We start from the raw sequence: 20,178 nt of genomic DNA on the forward strand, positions 1-20,178 counted from the left end.
TTATTATTGTTATTTGATCAGCGTTAATTTCCTGGTTTGAGTCTGTTCACCTGCCTGAAGTTGGTAGAGGTAGATACCGCTCGATAAATTCCCCGCATCCAGCTCTATGTGGTGATAGCCGCCGGACTTTAAACCAGTCGTAATTTCTTTTACTTCGCGTCCGGTCATATCAAAAAGTCTGAGTGAAACAACCGCCGATTCTGGAATCCGGAAGGAGATCTGAGTTGTGGGATTAAACGGATTAGGATAGTTTTGGAAGAGTTCAAAGTCTCCGGGTTTCTCCGTTCTTTCAGCCAAATTCGTCTCCAGCTGAATCTCCTGGCAGGTTCCCCATTTGTAGGCAAACTCCACATCTTCATCCGGAATTACATATCCCCTGTCGGATCCATACCAGTCAGCACACTCCTCGGGTACGGTTTCCCGGTAATCCATATAATTATCCCATGTATCTGTCGTCAGGTAATAATAGGCTCCTTCATCGCCGGAGCTCATCTCCAGGTCGTACGAATAAATATCTTCACCATCACTGTTCATCTGCATGATATCCCAATCGGTCAGATCGCCGGTTATGTACACACCGCCAGAAAAATCGACACCTGAGTCGGCCATATCTACCCGAAACGTGACGTTCACTTCTGTGGTGGCATACGCCGGATCGCAGCTTGCCCATTTATAATCGAAAACCATATCTGAATCACCGACGATATACTCCCGATCGGTATCCCACCGGTCAGCGCACGCATCAGGTACGGTTTCGCGGGAATCCCAATCCTCACCATTCAGAAAATAGAAAGCGCCTTCACTCCCTTCGGGCAGATAAGTGAAGTAGCTGTAGATGCCTTCACCTTCATCCGCCATTTGGACAAGTTCCCAATCGTCACCCCCCGTAAAATCACCGGTTACAAACACTCCTTCATCCGAAACGTCCACGCCTGACATATTAACTATAAACGTAACTTTGGGGTCATGCGGGTTTTCATAAAATCGGCTGTTGGGCCATTTACCGGCCCCATTCTCCATGAAATTTGTGGTTTCAGGATCAAAAAACGCAACGTGCGTATGTGAGGAACCTATACCCCAGGGTGTGCGGCAGGGAGTATCCACCCAGGCCGGCTCCCAGAAAACCACCCCGGTTCCGCCGGCACGCATCACGGCGCGCGAGTAGTCAACCATATATTCCAGCTGTTTTTCCGGAATCACAGGCAGGTATTCCGGATCGGCCTCGTTGATAATTCCTCCGTATTGGTCAGACCACAAATAACCTGTTTCAACAGCCATCACATCGTAACCGGGGAACTCTTCAACCATCGTTTCAACGGCAGACTCGAGCTCCGCGATGCTACCTTCATGCCATGCATAGTAATAGGAGAAACCCATCACATCAAAATCAGTAACACCGTGAGAGATTAGGTTTTTGTACCACCATTCAAGTCCATCTAAATTCGACCAATGCAGAGTAATTTTCGGGTTGATAGATGCCGTTTCACCCACTTCACGAACGGCCGAAATTCCTGCGTTGAAAATATCGGCATGACGCTGCCAGTCGTCGGCTGAAGAAACTGTACCGGCGGTTTCGAAGCTATCCTCTTCCGGGATATGAATCATGATCCCGGGATTGTTCTCATTTCCAACTTTGACGAATTCCGGCATCAGGCCGTTGCTGTCGAGCTCTTCCAGAACACGCTTTGTGTAGTGATACACTGAATCCGTAAGCGCTTCCGGATTTTCAGCAACGTCAAGCCATCTGCGCGGAATGAGCTGACGGCCGGGATCGGCCCAGAAATCGGAATAGTGAAAACCAAGCATCACCTCCATCCCTTCAGCCTGAGCCCTTTCAATTGTTTTTTTCACATCTTCGAGATCGCTGTAGTACGGTTTTACTCCTTCCGGCTGATCTAGCGGCTCCTGCCACCGGGATGGATCAACCCACAACCGAACACGAACAAGATTTGTGCCTTCATCGGCAAATATTTTAAAAGGGTCGGTTGGCTCACCCTGGAATTGATATTCTGCCCCACAATCTTCCATCTGGTTTACATAGGAGAGATCGGCTCCGAAATAGAAAGGCTGATCCTGTGCAGAAATCGAATTCAGCATCAGCAGTTTGAACAGCAGTAAAAGTCCGGCGTAGCGTAACAGTGTATTCATAGAATTTATCCTCAGCTCTGTTCTGTGTGATTTTTCACACTTCAGATGTAGTTTTTCTGATGGATTTTCATGCGAATGCGACAATCAGTGTGTTATCGTTAACATCAAAAATGTAGGTACTGATTGAATAACTTCCAAATGTATCCCTTCAACTTCCTGTTTTAATTGAACTACCCTGGGACAGAGCCTACGAGGTATCAACTTGGATCCTTTAACTTTTTGATCAATATGGAGTTTATTTTGAAGTGCCCCCCTCGATAAGGGGCCAATGGGGGATGACCTTTTATGCTTAACAACTACAAATGGACACTTCCGAACTCAGAGAGTTATCCCCCAGCTCTCTCCGTTCGCTTCCCCCTTCGAAGGGGGACTTTCACCCTTTCCGACTTAGCGGGCCGGGAATTAAACCATTTATGATTGAATCTAATTTGAATTACAGCCACACGATTTCCGGATCATCAATTCCGTTTTGAGCTCAATTTTTTCCGGCCGTTCATCGCTGTTTTGAATCGTTTTGATAAGTTTTTTTGCCGCTTCTCGCCCAATCTCTTCCGCCGGCTGTTTAACGGAAGTAAGAGGACACTCCAGCAGGCGGGACCGGATATCGTCAGAAAAACCTGTAATTGCAATCTCATCCGGAACGGAGATCGAATGTTCTTTCATGCACTCCAGCGCTCCAATGGCTACAGGGTCGTTTACGGCAACAATGGCATCCGGCCATTGATCTTTTGGTAGCTGCAGCAGTTTTTCCATTGCCCGGTAACCGCCTTTTTCAAGATAACCACTTTCGGCCATCAGGCTTTCATATACAGGAAAATCATTATCAGCCAGTGCTTCGAGATACCCTTCAAGCCTTTCTTTCCCGATGGATACATCCGGGCCATGTAAACATGCAATTCGCTTGTATCCGTGATCAATCAAATGTTGCGTCATTCGTTTAGATGCAGCTCTGTCATTCACACTTACGGTACTCGCCCCGATTCCGTCAATACACCGGTCAAAAAAAACAAGGGGCAAACCGCTGTCAATCACTTCCTGGAAGTGGGAAAAATCCCCGGTGGTTTCAGAACAGGAGACTAAGATGCCATCAACCCGTTTTGATCGAAGAGTGTGCAGTGCTTTCTTTTCCCTCTCAAACGTTTCGGCTGAATTGGTTAAAATCAGCTGATAATCCTGCTGAAAAGTAATGTCATCAATTCCGCTGATAACCTGAGCAAAAAATACATGCGATATTTCGGGGATAATCACACCGATGGTGAATGTCTTCTGCGAAACCAGGCTCTTAGCTACATGGTTTGGCGTGTAGCCCATACTGCGAGCCGTTTCAACTACCCGCTTTCGTGTGCGCTCATCCACATTATTGTGATTATTGAGTGCACGAGACACCGTCATTGCGGAAATGCCAAGTACTTCAGCGATCTGTTTTAACGTAACATTTGACCCCAATTCGTCCTCCGATTCATTTCAGTGCGTTCATTAACTACAATCCTGTGGGCAGAATAAAGTGTTGCAGCTCCCCTCCAGATTGAAACCACAACGTATGGGTCCAATTAAAAAATAGTCTTATAAAATATGATGTCTCAAACCCGGCGACGCGCACCCGCGTTCGCTATATCAAAATAAAATGCTGCAGCACGGATGAACGCCACCCGTACTGCAGTCTGCTTTATATTTTGAAATCAAATTACTCTTGTTTCTCCCGGAACCGGCACGGGATAATACCCGTCATCATTCGGAAGTACCGGGGGTGTCATGTCCCAGCCCTGTTCGTCCGGTACAATTTTGAGGTCTGATTGAAAGGCTTCATCCCACCCAATCTCCTGACCTGAGTAGGTTGCCATTCGGCCCATAATTGCAGCCAGTGTACTTTTTGCACCAAAATCAGTGTCATCGATAACATTTCCATTGCGAATTGCTGCGAAAAGGTCATCGTGTTCCTGCTGATATGGATTGGGATCGTTGCTGCCATCGTGATCGTAATGAATATTTCCATTCCAATCCCGGATCACCGTTTTATGGCTGCCATCGGTGTGAATGGTTCCGGTTGTCCCCTGGAAAACTTCATCCACACGGTTCATGCAGTTGGGCTTATGCCGGCACTGGCTGGATATAACCGCACCACTGGGATACGTATACTCAACAAAATGGTGATCAAAGATTTCACCATGATCTTTGCCGGTTCGCACTTCCCGGCCGCCCATTCCCTGTGCTTTTACGGGGTATTCACCAATAAACCAGTTTGCCACATCAATATTGTGAATATGCTGTTCGAGGATATGATCTCCGCAGAGCCAGTTAAAATAGTACCAGTTTCGCATTTGGTACTCTATCTCAGATTGATCGGCTTCTCTTTCATTTACCCATACACCGCCACTGTTCCAGTAAACCTGACCTGATATAATCCGGCCGATCTCCTGGTTTTGAATCCGCTTCAGCGCTTCGTGGTAGTTGGTTTGATACCTTCGCTGAAGACCCACAACCACGTTCAGGTTTTTCCGCTTTGCTTCGCGGCCGGCATCCAGAACTTGGTGGACTCCCGGCACATCAGTAGCAACCGGTTTCTCCATAAATACATGTTTTCCTGCCTTTACAGCAGCTTCAAAATGTTTAGGCCGAAAACCGGGAGGTGCTGCCAGAATCACCACGTCAGCCAGATCTATTGCATTCTGATAGGCATCAAACCCAGTGAACTTATGCTCTTCGGGTACATCAAGCCGGCCCGTATCACCGTATCGCTGAGAAAGTGTGTTGTAGCAATCGTCCACACGGTTTCTGAATGCATCCGCGAGTGCAACGATTTTCACGCCTTCATCAGCCTGAAGTGCCTGGTTAGCCGCTCCGGTTCCGCGTCCACCGCAACCTATAACAGCTACTTTTAATTCACTGCTTGCAGCCGCAAATGCACTCGCTCCAACCGGTAGCGAGCCCAATATCAGCCCTCCTCCTACCGCCATTGACGCATTTTTGCAGAATTCTCTGCGAGATATAGCTGTTTTTATTGGTTTGTCTGGTTTATTCATAATCGTGTTCCGATTCAGTGTTGTGAGTAACGTTATTTAAAAAATCTATTAGATGGATTTGGCGATCTGTGCCAATTATATACCATTTATATTATAGCAGATTTTATTTTTCCTTACGCAGTTTTAAAAATCCTGCATTTCTTCAATCCAGTACTGTTCAATAACTTCAGCCGGAGGAGTTTCCACCGGTCGTACCAGCCGAAACCCTACAAATTGTGCACTTGTGTGCCACCATAAACTTTTAGGCATCTGTGGATCAAGCATTTTCCACCGCTCCTGCGATCCCCTCCGTTTGGCGCATCGCTGATCTTCCACATCATCCTGCCAGGAACCGCCCCGTACAGATCGCGGATAAAGTTCAGTTGGTCTGAACCAGGGATTATCTGCGGGGTCTTCTTCCAGTCGTTCAAAATAATCTTCATAATATTGATCCATGGTCCACTCGGCCAGGTTGCCTGACATATCATACAAACCAAAAGCATTCGATTCCTTTGTAGCCACCCGGTTATAACTGCGGTCGCTGTTACCCGAGTGCCACACATAGCGGTCTATTTCATCCGTTGAATTCCCAAAGTGATATGCCGTCTCGGTGCCGGCCCTGCAGGCATATTCCCATTCGGCCTCTGTTGGCAGCCGGTAAAAGTCTCCGGTTTTTGCTGTCAGCCATTTAGCGTACATAATCGCCGCATAGTGTGTCATACTGATTGCGGGATACCCATCCCGGCCCATACCGAATGTCATATCCACATAAGGCGGTGTTGGTGTGGAGATTGCATCTGCCTCGATTTCGATGCCTCTGCCCGATCCATCTGCAAGTTCCTCTTCAAGCCGGCTGATCACCTCATTGGCAAACAGATCGTACTGACTCCAGCTAATTTCATGTTTTCCCATCCAGAAAGAATCAACCGTTATCTCACGACGAGGTCCTTCGTTTTCGGATCGCCCGGGTTCGTCTTGAGGGCTCCCCATCGAAAATGTTCCACCCGGAACCGCTACCATGTTGAGTTCAACTTCAGAACCCGGTATTTCGATAGTGTAGTCAGTAAATGAGTTTAAATCATCGGTTTGAAAAGGATAAAACCCGACAATAAAGAGCGTAAAAACAACAATAACTGACGATACGGGAACATATATTTTTTTGATAACCGGATACTCCAAAGTGCTTGTTACTTCTGTATTTCTAATTCTTGCAGTTCTGCCGAAGGGATAATTTTGCCCTAATCAATAAAAATAATAATAAAACCTATTGCAACTGATCAGTCTGATTTTACTGAAAAAAACAATCAATACGCAGCGGCATACCATTCATTACATTACAATATGAAGCTATTTCACGGACGGCACTCAATGTAATCGGTGCCATAAAATGAAAAACATGGTTTCTTCAATCATCCGCGGCCAGAACAAACATATAAAACATGTTACAGTAAATATAATTTATTAATTAAGGAAACTCTTTAAAATCCGTTAACAGTAAATATGTTTTTACAAAAGGACAAGATTCATCAGTAGGATCTAAATCTGTGTGGCTCTTAAAGAATTGAAAATAGGAGAAATACTGTATTTTTAAGCATGAATCGCCTGTTTAATCCAACCTCATACTCATTAATTTAGTGGTATAATTAACAGGAATGATTGATGCCCAATGCCCAGGTTTCAGATTTAATACTTGAAATTAACTCTGTTCTTTTTAGCTTTCTGTCGAATCATGATTTTAGATATTGATTATCAGCTTATTGAATTTTTATTTATAAACTGCAATTTTATATCATCAGATTCCCATTAATCCGCTTATGGAATGCATGCCCGCAAATGTTATCGATATCAAGCTAATATTTTCGCGTATGCAATTCTGAACTAAACACAGTGTACTTGTTCGGGATGGAAGCGCTTGTTGAATCCATCATTAATTAGCTCTCGAACCACTGCACTCTTTTATGTTTTCATCATAACAAAAACCCGAAGATAGATTTATGCAACATTTAGACTATCAAACCAAACACATACGATGTAAGCGCTTTGCCTTCCGGGCTTTTCGCTTATCAGTAATAGCGCTTGGTCTTCTGATGTTCACCGGCATGGTATATGCCCAGGAACAACAATACGAAATTACCGGAACTGTCACAGATGCAGCCACCGGCGAGACACTACCAAGTGTGAATATCCTTCTTGTAGGAAGCGATGTTGGAACCACAACTAATCTGGAAGGGGACTACACCATCACGGTTCCAAATCTGGATGAATCTCTGCGTTTTTCCTATATCGGCTATCAGACACAGACCGTGGATATCGATGGCAGAACGGAAATCGATGTTGAACTGCTTACCGAAGAGGTGGTTGGACAGGAAGTTGTCGTTACCGGTTATGGAACCGTGCGCCAACGCGAAACCATCAGTGGATCTGTTAGTGCTGTATCCGGCGATCAGATTGAAGCTGTCCCAACGTCAAACTTGTCTAATACGCTCGCAGGACGAGTATCTGGCCTGGCCGGACTTAACACAGCTGGTGAACCGGGTTTTGATGGATCTCAAATCCGTATTCGGGGTAACGCCACACTCGGTAATAATGATCCGCTGATTGTGATCGACGGAGTTCCCGCGCGACAGGGTGGTCTTGACAGAATCAACCCTAATGATGTGGAAAATATCAGTATTCTGAAGGATGCTTCGGCAGCAATTTACGGATCCAGGGCTGCTAACGGGGTTATTCTGATTACCACAAAAAGAGGCCGATCCGGTGCCCCGCAGGTTACGGTTAATGCAACCCAGGGATTTAACCAGCCAACGGTTATCCCAAACATGGCAAATGCACCAACCTACCTTACCATGCTGAACGAGATCGACATGTACCGCGGTGATTCACCTCGGCGTTCAGAGGCAGAGATTGACCGATACAGAAACATTGGAGATCAGGATCCATGGGAATATCACGATACAGACTGGTTTGATGAAGGCCTGAAACGTTTTTCAAATGAAACAGAGGCAACCATTGCCGTTAGCGGCGGTACCGAATCGGTTCGATACCGTGTATCGGCCAGGGGCCTTACCGAAGATGCTTACTATCGAAACAGCGCCACCCGCTATAACCAGGGTGAATTCCGCAGTAATCTCGATATTGACGTAACGGATCATATTCGAATTGGTGCCGATCTTGCAGGGCGATATGAGGACAGAAACTTCCCAACCCAGTCAGCCGGTGCCCAGTTCCGCTTCCTGATGCGCGGAAAACCTCACGAACCGGCACGATGGCCTGACGGCAGTCCCGGTCCGGATGTTGAAAACGGAACAAATCCCGTAGTATCGGCAACCAATGCAACCGGTTATCACGATATTGATGATTATTACCTGCAGAGCAGCGTTTACGTTAACGCCGAGATCCCCGCAATTGAAGGCTTATCTTTCAGAAGTAATTTCACTTTTGACAGACACTTCAATGAGAATGAACAATGGGCAACTCCCTGGATTTTGAATACATGGGATGGTACTCGTGACGAAAACGGAGATCCTGTTTTGAGTCCTGGTCAGCGTGGGCCCGGAACTCCTGAGCTTACACGGCAAAGACAAAATCAGCAGGATATTACCTTCAACCTTGTTGGGAATTATCAGCAAAATATTGCAGCACATAATTTTGCATTTATGCTGGGTACAGAGCGCGAGACCTTTAACGGGCAGAATGTGGGAGCTTACAGAGAAGGGTATCTCTCCCCAGAATTCCCGCAACTTGATCTTGGCGCATCTGAAAACCGCAACAACTGGGGGAACTCCTGGCACGGTGCGCGACAAAACTTCTTTAGTCGTTTGAACTACGATTATGATGAAACCTACCTGCTGGAAGTTGTTGGCCGCTTAGACGGATCCTATATCTTTCCCGAGGGCGATCGTTATGGTTTCTTCCCATCGGTATCACTGGGTTGGAGATTATCGAACGAAGACTTCTTCCAGGATCTGACGTCCAACTTCTTCGATAACCTCACCATTCGTGCGTCTTATGGACAAACTGGTAACGACCAGGTAGATCCGTACCAATTCCTCGGAACGTATTCATTTGGAAACGGATACATCTTTGACGGATCGATTGAGTCTTCACTCAGCGAAGCGCGAATCCCAAATCCGAATATCACGTGGGAGGTTGCAAACCAGTTCAATACCGGTATTAATATGACCATTTTTGATAACCGGTTAGAGTTTGAACTTGACTACTTCGATTATCGAAGAGAAGGAATCTTGTGGCAGCGAGATGCCGCCCTTCCACTCATGGCCGGTTTTGACCTGCCCGATGAAAACATCGGTGAAGTGAAAAGCTACGGCTTCGACGGTACGATGACGTACCTGCAGGATATCACAGATAACACATTCCTGACCGCATCATTTACACTCAGTTATGCAGAAAATGAAATCCTGTTTTTTGATGAACCGGATGGAGTTCCAGACTGGCAGCGAAACGAAGGAATGCCGATGAATACCGGGCTCTATTACCAGGTGATCGGTGTATTCCAGGATGAACAGGAAATCGAAGACTACCCAAGCTGGGATGGCGCTCAGCCAGGAGATCTGATCTTTGAAGATGTGAACGGAGACGGCGTAATCAATTCCGACGACATGATTCGCTCAGACCGCACACCCTTTCCAAAATGGACCGGGGGCCTGAATCTCGCTCTGAACTATCGCAACTGGGATATTTCAACTTTCTGGCAGGGAGCTGCAGGGGCTGCGGTGTATACCCAGACCGAATCGGGTGAAATCGGAAACTTCCGGCAAAGTTTTGCTGAAAACCGGTGGACACCGGATAATCCCACCAACGATCATCCAAGAACATGGAACCGAAGTGATGAGTATTGGTCATCAAACAGCAATACGTACTTCCTGCGAAATACAGACTACATTCGTCTGAAATCGCTTGAAGTTGCCTATACTCTGCCTGCTTCACTCTCGTCGAGACTGGGACTGCAGCGAACCAAGTTCAGCATTACCGGCTTAAATCTGCTTACGTTCACCGGGCTTGAAGATCTTGATCCCGAGGCCGCCTCCGGTGCCGGACAGTATTACCCGCAACGACGGTCACTTCGTGCCGGTTTATCGGTAACATTTTAAACAATAGAAATTATGAAGATGAATAGACATACGTTATATCCACTTGTCATAATTGTCATGTTGTTTATGTACACAGCATGCGATTCTGTCTTAAACCTCGATCCTTTGGATCAACCTTCTGATGCCGCTGTATGGGAAGATCCCGGAATGACCCAGGCATTTATCAACGACATGTACAGTACCCTTCCACACGGGTATAGTGAAGTGATGATGGCCGTAAATACGGATGAAGCCGTGTATACTCATATTGGGTCTTCTGATGCAGCCCAGGGAATCATAAATCCATCTAACGTTTATAATACTACCTGGGGTACTGCATGGGGTACTGGACCTCCGGGATCCGGTAACTACATGTGGGAACATGCATACGGGGCTGTTAGAAAAGCCAACCTGTTTTTCCAGAATTTCGATCCAGACCTGTTTGAAGATCAGCAGCTTGCAGAGCAATTGATCGGGGAAGTGCATTTTCTCCGGGCATACAAGTACGTTGATCTTCTAAGGCTCTTCGGCGGAGTCCCTATTGTGGATGAAGTCTTTGGACTTGATTCCGACATGGAACTCCCAAGAGATTCTTACGATGATGTTCTCAATTTTATCCTTTCAGATTTAGATGAAGCCGCCAGCCGGCTGGATTGGCAACCCCGCCAGCAAGGCCGCGCCAGCAGAGGTGCTGCAGAAGCACTTAGATTAAGGGTTCTTACCCACGCCGCCAGTGACCAGTTTCACAACACAGGCGAATGGGCCGGCGGTTACAGTAATCCCGAACTGATTGGATTTACAGATGCAGGACGTCAGCAACAGCTTTGGGAACAAGCCAGAGATGTTGCGCAAGAGATCATTAACGAAGGCCCATACAGCCTCTATGATCAGAATCCCGATCCAACCCAGAACTTCCAGGATATCTGGCTGCAGGGCGGTGGCTCTGAAGCGATACTCACGTTTTATCACTTGGAAGAATATGATCCTATAGCACCTGACGGTAACTGGGCATGGATTAATGTAGGGCAGTGGGCTGGTCCCAACGGTTATTTCCTCTGGGGCGGCAGTACTCCGCAGCAGGCACTTGTTGATGATTTTGAAACTATCGATGGGGAGCAGTTCGACTGGTCAAACCCTGACCATGCAGAAGATCCATATGTAAATCGTGATCCGCGATTTGAAGCAACCGTAATGTACAACGGATACCAGTGGAGAGAACGCCCTGAAGGACCGCGTTCTACGGATCCGCAGGGAAGAATTGAAACCTTCCTGACGATTCGCTGCACCGGTTCTGACCAATGTCCCGATCAGCGTGCAGGCCTCGACTCACGTCGCAGTTCGATTGAAGACTGGAACGGATCACGTACAGGTTACCTGCTGAACAAGTTCATCGATCCAAATGTGGAACACTGGAACAATGAACAGGAAGTTCCATGGCATTTCATCCGGTACGCAGAAGTTCTGCTGAATTATGCGGAAGCTCAGATGAACCTGAATGATGAAGCAGAGGCACGCTGGGCAATAAACCAGATTCGTCAGCGGGCAGGAATGCCGGACATCACCGATTCCGGTGAAGACCTGGTACAGCGGTACAGAAACGAACGGCGCGTGGAACTCGCTTTTGAGGATCACCGCTTCTTCGACGTACGGCGCTGGATGATTGCACCAGAAGTGGAAGACCGGGATGCGTACGGAATCTACCTGCACGCCGAGTATCAATATGATCCTGACGCACCGCGAAATGGTATGTACAACTATGAATATGTTCAACCACCATCCGGTGAAGATGTACCATCAGAAGTTGAATTTGCAGCGGGGAACCCAAACATTGGCGTTCGCCCGGTTTGGACTCGCAGCTGGAATCCGGCAACCTACCTGCTGCCCATTCAGCGGGATGAAATGAACCGAAACCCGGCACTGATACAAAATCCAAACTATTAATAGCAACCGATTGAAATTCGTTGAATAGAGCAGATCTGTTCAGCGATTCAAATCAATGAAAATATGGGTGATTTTGGGTATGTTCTGCATACTCAGAATCACCTTTTTTTATGAGATGGATTTACAAATTTTTTCCTATCCTTGCGTACGATTTCATATTCTCAATACCGGAATCTTATCTCCTTACCATATTGGTGCTGGTGATATCTGTTTTACCTGACATACGAACCGAAACTGATCTATGCCTCTAAGACACATTGCAATATCCATTTTATCACTTCTGATGCTTTTGATCTTATCCGCCTGTTCATCAGACGGAGAATTGAACTGGGTTGAAGAAGAGGGATACAGGTGGGCTGAACTTCAAACCTCATTTTTCGGGGATACAGGCTTCAGAGAACTCTCGTCCGGCAAAACAGGCATTAATTTCCGGCTGGATGTACCCGACGATCTTATACAGCAAAACCGCCACTACTCCAACGGTTCCGGAGTCGCTGTAGGTGATGTGACAGGGAACGGTTATCCCGATATTTATTTTGCAAGCCTGACCGGTTCGAACAGGCTGTTTGAAAACCGGGGTGGATATTCATTTGAAGACATCACAGAACAAGCTGGCGTTGCACATGAAGGATTTAATTCCACCGGAGTCGCCATGGCTGATGTAAACGGTAACGGCTTCCTCGATATTCTGATCACTTCGCTGTCTGACGGTAACGTTCTCTATCTGAATAATGGTGAAGGACGATTTGAAATAAATGAAAACAGCGGATTGGGCGAAAGTAATGGTGCCCACTCCATGGCCCTGGCGGACATCAACGGTAACGGCCTGCTGGATCTATATATCGCAAATTACAGGCTTGAATCAGTCCGCGATCTCTATGGACCGGATGATCTTTCCATGGAAAACACCGCCATTGAGCAAGATGGCCGGATGACCGTCCTGCCGGAATTTGAAGAATTCTACCAGTTTATTGAAATCGATGGCCAGGAATTTCGCCAGGAATCAGGCGCTTATGATGAACTCTATATCAATCGCGGAGATGGCTCATTTGAAAAAGCAAACCCTGATGAGTACTTCATCCTGAATGATGAAGGTGAAGCCGGCTTGCTCCAGGATTGGGGATTCACCCCCGCTTTTCGCGACATCACCGGAAACGGCGCCCCGGATCTCTATATCACCAACGATTTCTGGACTCCTGACCGCTTCTGGCTGAATAACGGCGATGGCACCTTTCAGACAGTGCCGCCTGATGCGATTAAAAACCAAAGTTATTCATCCATGGGTATGGATTTTACCGATCTGAATAAAAACGGACTCCCCGATTTTGTTGTAACTGAAATGCTCAGCGGCGATCACTCCAGGAGAATTCGTCAATATTCCGATTACATGGGCGAATACCACGGCAGCACACATCACAACCACAACTCTGTCTACCTGAATCGCGGAGACACAACATTCGCCCAGATCCCCTACTACAGCGGGCTGGAAGCGACGGAATGGTCGTGGGCTACCCTTTTTATGGATGTAAACCTGAACGGGTATGAAGACCTCATCGTGGCAACCGGCTTCTACCGCGATTATCTTGATATGGATGCCCAACAGGAGATTCATCAGCGATACCAGCAGATGGGCGACAGATTGTTCGAAGAGGGTGAATTTATGCAGTTCCCGGTGCTGAACCTGGGCAATCAGCTCTTTCAGAATAATGGTGATATGACCTTTTCGGACGTCAGCCGGGATTGGGGATTCACTATAGATGATATCTCCATGGGAATGGCTGCGGCGGATCTGAACAACAACGGAACACTCGACCTGATTTTTAACCGGTTTAATAATGAAGCCGTGATCTACGAAAACCGGACAAACAATCCCAGAATTGCCGTTCGTCTGGCGGGAAAAAGTCCAAATACGGCTGGAATCGGCGCCAAGATAGAGCTATCGGGCGGTCCCGTCATCCAGCAAAAAGAGATGGTATCAGGCAGCATTTACCTCTCTGATTCTCAAAAACAGGTGGTCTTTGCCGCAGATGAATCAAACCCCGATCACACGATTACGGTTACCTGGCGGGATGGGACTCAGAGTATCATCAACAATGTTCAGCCAAACCGTTTGTATGAAATTGATCAGGAGGCAACCGCCGTGGAGACTACGGAGCCGGAAAACACTTATCAACCTGCTACGCCGCTTTTTGCCGATATATCCGACCGGATTAATCACATTCATCATGAAAGCTCCTATAACGATTTTCAGAGAGTTCAGCCATTGCTGCCAAAACAGCTCAGCCGCCAGGGTCCCGGTGCCGCGTGGTTTGATGTCACCGGAAATGGGTTTGATGATCTGCTGATCACAAGCGGTCGCGGCGGTTCACTCTCTGTGTTTGAAAACAGCGGGGATGGAGATTTTTCACCCATTCAAACAGATCCAACCTCCCGGGAAGCTCCCGGTGATCAAACCGCTGTGATTGCGTGGAGTGAAAATGATCAGCGGAATGTGATGGTTGGGAGTGCAAATTATGAACAGGGAAATCCCGGTGTGCCATCTGCTTACCGTTTTCAATTCCGGGATGGTGGGGAAGCCGTCACAGATTCCATTCCCGGAGTCCTCTCCACTACCGGCCCTCTTGCCGCCGCAGATTATTCCGGAAACGGATATGTAGATCTTTTTGTGGGCGGAAGTTTTCTGCCTGGCGGATACCCCAGAAACGCATCCTCCAGGTTGTTTACAAACCGAAACGGTGAACTGACGCTGGATGAAGCCAATTCGGAACGTTTAGCGGATGCCGGCCTGGTTAGCAGCGCACTGTTCGCTGATTTCACCCAAAATGGATACCAGGACCTGTTAGTAAGCACGGAATGGGGCTCCATCAAACTATATGAAAACCGAAACGGACAATTCAGAGAGATCACAAACGCAATGGGGCTCAATCGTTACACAGGCTGGTGGAATGGAATCGCATCGGGAGATTTCACAAATAACGGTCTGACCGATTTTGTAGCTGTGAATATCGGACGGAATACTCCTTACAGAACAAATACCGATCACCCGATCCGGCTCTACTATGAAGATTTAAACCTCAACAACCAACTTGATATCGTGGATGCTTACTATCACGAAGAGATGAACGGATACGTGCCGCGGCGGAAACTACTCGATTTTCGTTCGGTACGAACCATTCTGCAAAATGTACAAAGCCACACCGAGTTCTCAGAATCCACGGTTGATAAAATTTTTGATATGGATTTTGCCAATGTACCCTATAAGGAAATCAACACGGTTGAACATATGGTATTTATCAATACCGGTGATGGATTTGAAGCTCATCCCCTTCCGTCAAAAGCTCAATTCTCCAACGGTTATTCCGTTATTGTTGCCGATTTTGATAACGATGGAAATGAAGATCTGTTTATCAGTCAGAACTCGTTCGAATACCCCCCTGAGATCGCGCGACAGGATGCAGGCCGCGGGCTTATTCTGATGGGTAATGGAGAGGGACAATTTATTCCCAAGCCGGGCCGGGAAAGCGGAATAAAAGTATATGGTGAACAGCGTGGTGCCGCCATTTCCGACTTTAACAGAAACGGTAAGACCGATCTTGTGGTAACCCAAAACAGCGGTGAAACCCGGCTATTCGAAAACCGGACTCCTTCATCAGGGATTCGGGTAACCCTCATCGGTCCGGACACAAACAGGGATGCGGTTGGTTCCTCAATCCGCATCACCTACGAAAACGGGTCAAAAGGACCGCTTAGAACTTTACAGGCCGGGTCCGGGTACAGATCCCAAAACAGCTTTACTCAGGTGATGGGAATCGGCGGAATGCCCGAATCTCTTGAGGTGAACTGGTTTGATGGAAGAAGTGAGACGATTATCATCGAGCGCGGTGTGCTTGAGTATGAAATTCGGTATGATGAGTAGGTTTTGATGACCGTCATCACGGACCCCGATCCGCGATTTTCCATCTCAGCACGCAGAACGTTCAACCGATAGGAGAATCCACAGGCCGGACTCAAATGGGAGATACCGTGTCGGGGCTCGGTATGACTTCAAATAGCACCCAGCCATCCACGGTCATCACGGACACCGATCCGCGATCTTCCATCTCAGCACACAGAATCCATTCAGCCAGTGGCAAAATCCACCGGCCGAACTCAAATGGGAGATGCCGTGTCGGGGCACGGCATGACTTCAGATGAGTTCACATCACATTAAAATCCCGAATATCTAAAGTTGATTGTTCATCGTCTTCAGCTGCCTCTGTAATGTGAATAATCCGGTTCACTGGCACATCTGAAAATACATCCGTTCGGCCGGATGGCCACTGAATTCGTAATTCGCTGATGCCTGTTTCTCCCAACCCGAAAAAAAGTGATTTGCTGCTTGTACTCTGATACGAGTTCCCGGCTTTCACAATCTGATTCATAATCAATCCATCCTCTCTTTCCACATAAACCCTGGTTCCAATCGCATCTCTGTTAGATTTCCCGCCCTCCAGATTTAGCCTGATTCTGTTATTGCTGTTTTCTGTTCTATTGATGAGCAGCTGAGGTTTTGAACCATTGATATTAGAAATAACAAGGTCAGGTAGCCCATTATTTTTTACATCAATCAGTGCCATTCCACGGGAATATTCATTGTTGGAAAATTGTACAACTTCATCGCTTACATTTCTGAACCTTCCGTTTCCATCATTTCGGAAAAAAATATTTTCATTCTCTTTCTCTTTATGAATGGCTTCAAGTAAAGCTCCATTTGCGATTACCAGGTCCTGATGGCCGTCAAAGTCGAGATCCGCAAAAAGCACCCCCCATCCGGATCCCCAGCCACTTGGTATTAGTCCGGTTGATGTGGTTACATGGTCGAAACGGTAGTAACCATAATTTCGAAACAGCGAAACCATATCGCCTTCCAGATTTGTTGTTACAAGGTCTAAAAGACCGTTATTATTGAAATCGGCAGTGTCAATTCCCATGCTGCTTTTGAATTCAGCGAGATTTGCAGCAATAGATATATCCCTGAATGTGCCGTCCTGATTATTTACGTATAACCGGCTTGGAGTAGTATCGTTGGCAATATATACATCCGCCCAGCCATTATTATTTACATCTGTCCACACCGCCGACAATCCCTTGCCATCATTTCCTTGGCCAAAGGTATCAAAATTAGTTACACCACTTTCTTCAGATACATTTGAAAAAGTTCCATCACCGTTATTTCTGAACAAAAGCACAGACTGTGCCTTATAGTTAAATGGCAGAATGGCCCGAAGGCCATAACCAAGTTCATCATTAATATCCCAGCTTACATTGTTTACGATCAGTAAATCCAGGTATCCGTTTTTGTTATAATCAGTTGCAGAAGGTGCTGCCGCCATACAGGGCAATTCACCGCACAGGCCTTCGAGACTGAGGCCTGCTTCTTCAGTAACATCCACAAAATAGCCCCCCCTGTTTTCAAATAGTTGCCCGCCATCAAATGCTGCAACATATAGATCCTGGAGGCCATTATTATTAAAATCGAAAAAGAGGGCGCCCATCGGATATCCATGGATGTTATCAAGCCCCACCTCCTCTGTTATATTTTCGAAGGTTCCATTTCCCATGTTACGGTAGAGCGCCGAACTGTATTCACGAGATTCATGTGGAATAAAGGAGGACATGGTAGCAAAAAAGATGTCTTCATAACCATCACCGTTGATATCTCCTACAGCTACACCACCCCCCATAATCTCAAGGTATGATGGATTATTATTATTAACAGGAGGATTTAAATGAGCATCAAGGCCGCTTGATGACGTGGCATCTTCAAATGAAAAAACCGGGTCAGCCTCTGTGGATGTAATACCCATTCCTCCACGTAAGAGGAAGTATCCGGCTATCAATAAAATCGCAATGACTAATAAAAAAATACTTTTTACAACGGTTTTTTTCTTATTCACTACCTTATTCTTATTCAATTCAATTCACCATCTGACTGGCATCCTGCAATTAGAAAGAAACACAATAAGAGAGTTAATAGAATTCGTACGTCTGTTATTAACACCGTTTACAATGGGTTTTTCAGTGAATATTATACCAATTCAACTATTCTGTCTTCCATTCTACTTTTTCGTATTTCTGACTGAAACAAATAATCTGCTACCTTTTTGCAAAGATAGCAGATTAATTGGTTTGCTTTTCCTGGTTTTAAAGTATTTCTGGCTCAGCCGGGATCAATTAATACCCGGGATTTTGAACCAAAAGGCTGTTCCTGTTCATCTCATCAAAGGGTATGGGTGAAAAGTAATGGCTGTTATTCCATGACCGGGCAGATGGAATATCCATTAACTCATACGTAAAATTACTGTATGTGCTTCTGTCTCTTCGATCTGTTGCTTCTGCAGTAATCCTGATTCCCTGAGCATCCTGATTCATCACGTCAGGAGCAATCATCCAGCGCCTGACATCAAAATATCGGTGCTCCTCACCAAATAGTTCAACCCGGCGTTCGTTTTGATAGCGCCGAACCAACTCATTGCCGCTATCAGCTACATCCGGCATACCTGCTCTTTCGCGAATCATATTCAGATAGGTTCGTGCTTCTTCTTCATTATCTAATCCAATATTTGCTTCCACATAGTTCAGTATAACTTCAGCATACCTGAAAAAAGGATAAGGGGTTTCCTGCCTTTGCTGTGGTGGCATCGTTGGGTCGATAAACTTCCTCAGGTAGTATCTCGAGTAGCCTCCATTCCAATCCTCAATTGGGCCGTTTCGGGTATCAACACCGGGAAAAGTCCCATTTGGTGTTACTACTTCCTGGAATGTTTGAATATGTCCGGTGGCATCATAAGGTTCCCTGAAAGAGGGAGGATCTACCCATGGAGCACCATCATACAGAACGGATGCATAAAACCGCGGGTCGCGATTCTCATAAGGCGCACTTGCATGTGCCGGATTGTTCCAATCGAATTCGGTTCCATCCGCCACCTCGAAGGCGTCAACAAAAGCCTGAACCGGGGTATTCCCTGCCCACCCCCGGTAACCGTTTGGCCCGTTAAACTGATGAGGGAGCCATCGGTCGTTCCAGTCTCGTGATCCTACAAAGTAACGCGCAAAGATGTTTTCCTCGTGATCTTCATTCACGATGAAAATTTGCTCATAATTTAAAGCAGGATCGGCATGCCGGTTGAATAGTTCATATTCACCCATATCGATCACATCTTTTGCAGCATCGGCAGCAGCCTGATGCCTTGCCTGCTGGCTTCCGGATGTGTACCCTGTTAAATTACTTTCAGGACTTACGAATAGATCACTTGCTGCAAAGGTAAGAATCCTTGATTTCAGCGCCAATGCGGCACCTTGGGAAGTTCTTCCTAAATCTCTTGGTACTACCGGGAGAAGTTCAGCAGCTCTTTCAGCTTCCTGCACCACAAAGTTTACGCTTTCTTCAAACGTATTTCGGGCTATTTCGTAATCATCGCCGAGTCCGTAAACCTGCGTAATAATAGGTACGCCTCCGTAAGCCCGTACCAGGTTATGATAGAAGTACGCACGTAAAAAATGTGCTTCACCTTTAATGTTGTTTCGCACTTCTTCCGAAACCTGTGCCTCTTCTATATTATCCAGCATAATGTTGGTCTGCCGGATTGCAGAATAGAGATGCCCCCATCGGAAATGCTGAAGGTCACCACGGTTAAAAGCACCAATATTGCTTGCGCTGGCATTTCCCTGCAGAATATCGGGGACGCCGTAACCGTGAATAAAATGTGAATTATCGGTCAATGACTCAAGCATCACTTCATCAAGTCCATGATGCATTCTTCGGTAAATGTCAGCCAGATAGAGATCTATCAGTGCAACATCATTCCATACGGTATCATCTGTAAGCTGACTTGTAGGGCTTACGTTTAACAGTTCCGTATCGCAGGCTGAGAAAGCAAATATCCCAGCCAGGATGATCAGTACTAATTTGTTGATTATAGCTTTCATATATACATATGATTAAAATTTTTGGAATTTTG

The 20,178-nt window shown here is 46.4% G+C and carries 9 protein-coding genes; 3 read left to right on the forward strand and 6 right to left on the reverse strand.

What is annotated here, in order from left to right; all coding sequences use genetic code 11:
* Positions 1-9 precede the first annotated feature (9 nt).
* From DYD21_RS12395 to DYD21_RS12410, 4 genes are all read right to left on the reverse strand, one after another.
* Positions 10-2,148, reverse strand: coding sequence for a glycosyl hydrolase 53 family protein (locus tag DYD21_RS12395; protein ID WP_116037239.1), 2,139 nt, complete (start codon positions 2,146-2,148; stop codon positions 10-12).
* 423 nt (positions 2,149-2,571) lie between these two features.
* On the reverse strand, positions 2,572-3,594 hold the full coding sequence (locus DYD21_RS12400) for a LacI family DNA-binding transcriptional regulator (RefSeq protein WP_116037242.1): 1,023 nt from the start codon (positions 3,592-3,594) through the stop codon (positions 2,572-2,574).
* Positions 3,595-3,827: 233 nt separating this feature from the next.
* Positions 3,828-5,168: a Gfo/Idh/MocA family protein gene (locus DYD21_RS12405; protein WP_116037245.1), complete on the reverse strand. Its 1,341-nt coding sequence runs from the start codon at positions 5,166-5,168 to the stop codon at positions 3,828-3,830.
* 123 nt (positions 5,169-5,291) lie between these two features.
* A complete protein-coding gene (locus DYD21_RS12410; protein WP_116037247.1) occupies positions 5,292-6,326 on the reverse strand; it encodes an SUMF1/EgtB/PvdO family nonheme iron enzyme in 1,035 nt (344 codons plus the stop codon).
* An 815-nt stretch (positions 6,327-7,141) separates the two neighbouring features.
* Here DYD21_RS12410 and DYD21_RS12415 point away from each other — a divergent pair.
* The 3 genes from DYD21_RS12415 to DYD21_RS12425 all read left to right on the forward strand — a co-directional run bounded on the left by DYD21_RS12415 (position 7,142) and on the right by DYD21_RS12425 (position 16,094).
* Complete coding sequence (locus tag DYD21_RS12415; protein WP_116037250.1) at positions 7,142-10,258, forward strand: TonB-dependent receptor; 3,117 nt, start codon at positions 7,142-7,144, stop codon at positions 10,256-10,258.
* Between the two features lie 105 nt (positions 10,259-10,363).
* Entirely contained in the window at positions 10,364-12,178 is a 1,815-nt protein-coding gene (locus DYD21_RS12420) for a RagB/SusD family nutrient uptake outer membrane protein (protein WP_158551623.1), read from the forward strand.
* A 241-nt stretch (positions 12,179-12,419) separates the two neighbouring features.
* Positions 12,420-16,094, forward strand: coding sequence for an FG-GAP-like repeat-containing protein (locus DYD21_RS12425; protein WP_116037255.1), 3,675 nt, complete (start codon positions 12,420-12,422; stop codon positions 16,092-16,094).
* A gap of 280 nt (positions 16,095-16,374) precedes the next feature.
* Here the strand turns inward: DYD21_RS12425 and DYD21_RS12430 are convergent, their stop codons facing one another.
* Together DYD21_RS12430 and DYD21_RS12435 are read right to left on the reverse strand one after the other, a co-directional pair.
* Positions 16,375-18,114, reverse strand: coding sequence for a CRTAC1 family protein (locus DYD21_RS12430; protein WP_116037258.1), 1,740 nt, complete (start codon positions 18,112-18,114; stop codon positions 16,375-16,377).
* A 277-nt stretch (positions 18,115-18,391) separates the two neighbouring features.
* On the reverse strand, positions 18,392-20,146 hold the full coding sequence (locus tag DYD21_RS12435; RefSeq protein ID WP_116037261.1) for a RagB/SusD family nutrient uptake outer membrane protein: 1,755 nt from the start codon (positions 20,144-20,146) through the stop codon (positions 18,392-18,394).
* Between the last annotated feature and the right edge of the window lie 32 nt (positions 20,147-20,178).

Source organism: Rhodohalobacter sp. SW132 (assembly GCF_003390325.1).
Lineage (GTDB): Bacteria > Bacteroidota > Rhodothermia > Balneolales > Balneolaceae > SW132.

Bases quoted from the DNA above. Each gene is read 5' to 3' on its own strand.
- DYD21_RS12435 (WP_116037261.1), bottom strand. From the start codon at position 20,146: ATGAAAGCTATAATCAACAAATTAGTACTGATCATCCTGGCTGGGATA.
- DYD21_RS12415 (WP_116037250.1), top strand. From the start codon at position 7,142: ATGCAACATTTAGACTATCAAACCAAACACATACGATGTAAGCGCTTT.
- DYD21_RS12425 (WP_116037255.1), top strand. From the start codon at position 12,420: ATGCCTCTAAGACACATTGCAATATCCATTTTATCACTTCTGATGCTT.
- DYD21_RS12395 (WP_116037239.1), bottom strand. From the start codon at position 2,148: ATGAATACACTGTTACGCTACGCCGGACTTTTACTGCTGTTCAAACTG.
- DYD21_RS12405 (WP_116037245.1), bottom strand. From the start codon at position 5,168: ATGAATAAACCAGACAAACCAATAAAAACAGCTATATCTCGCAGAGAA.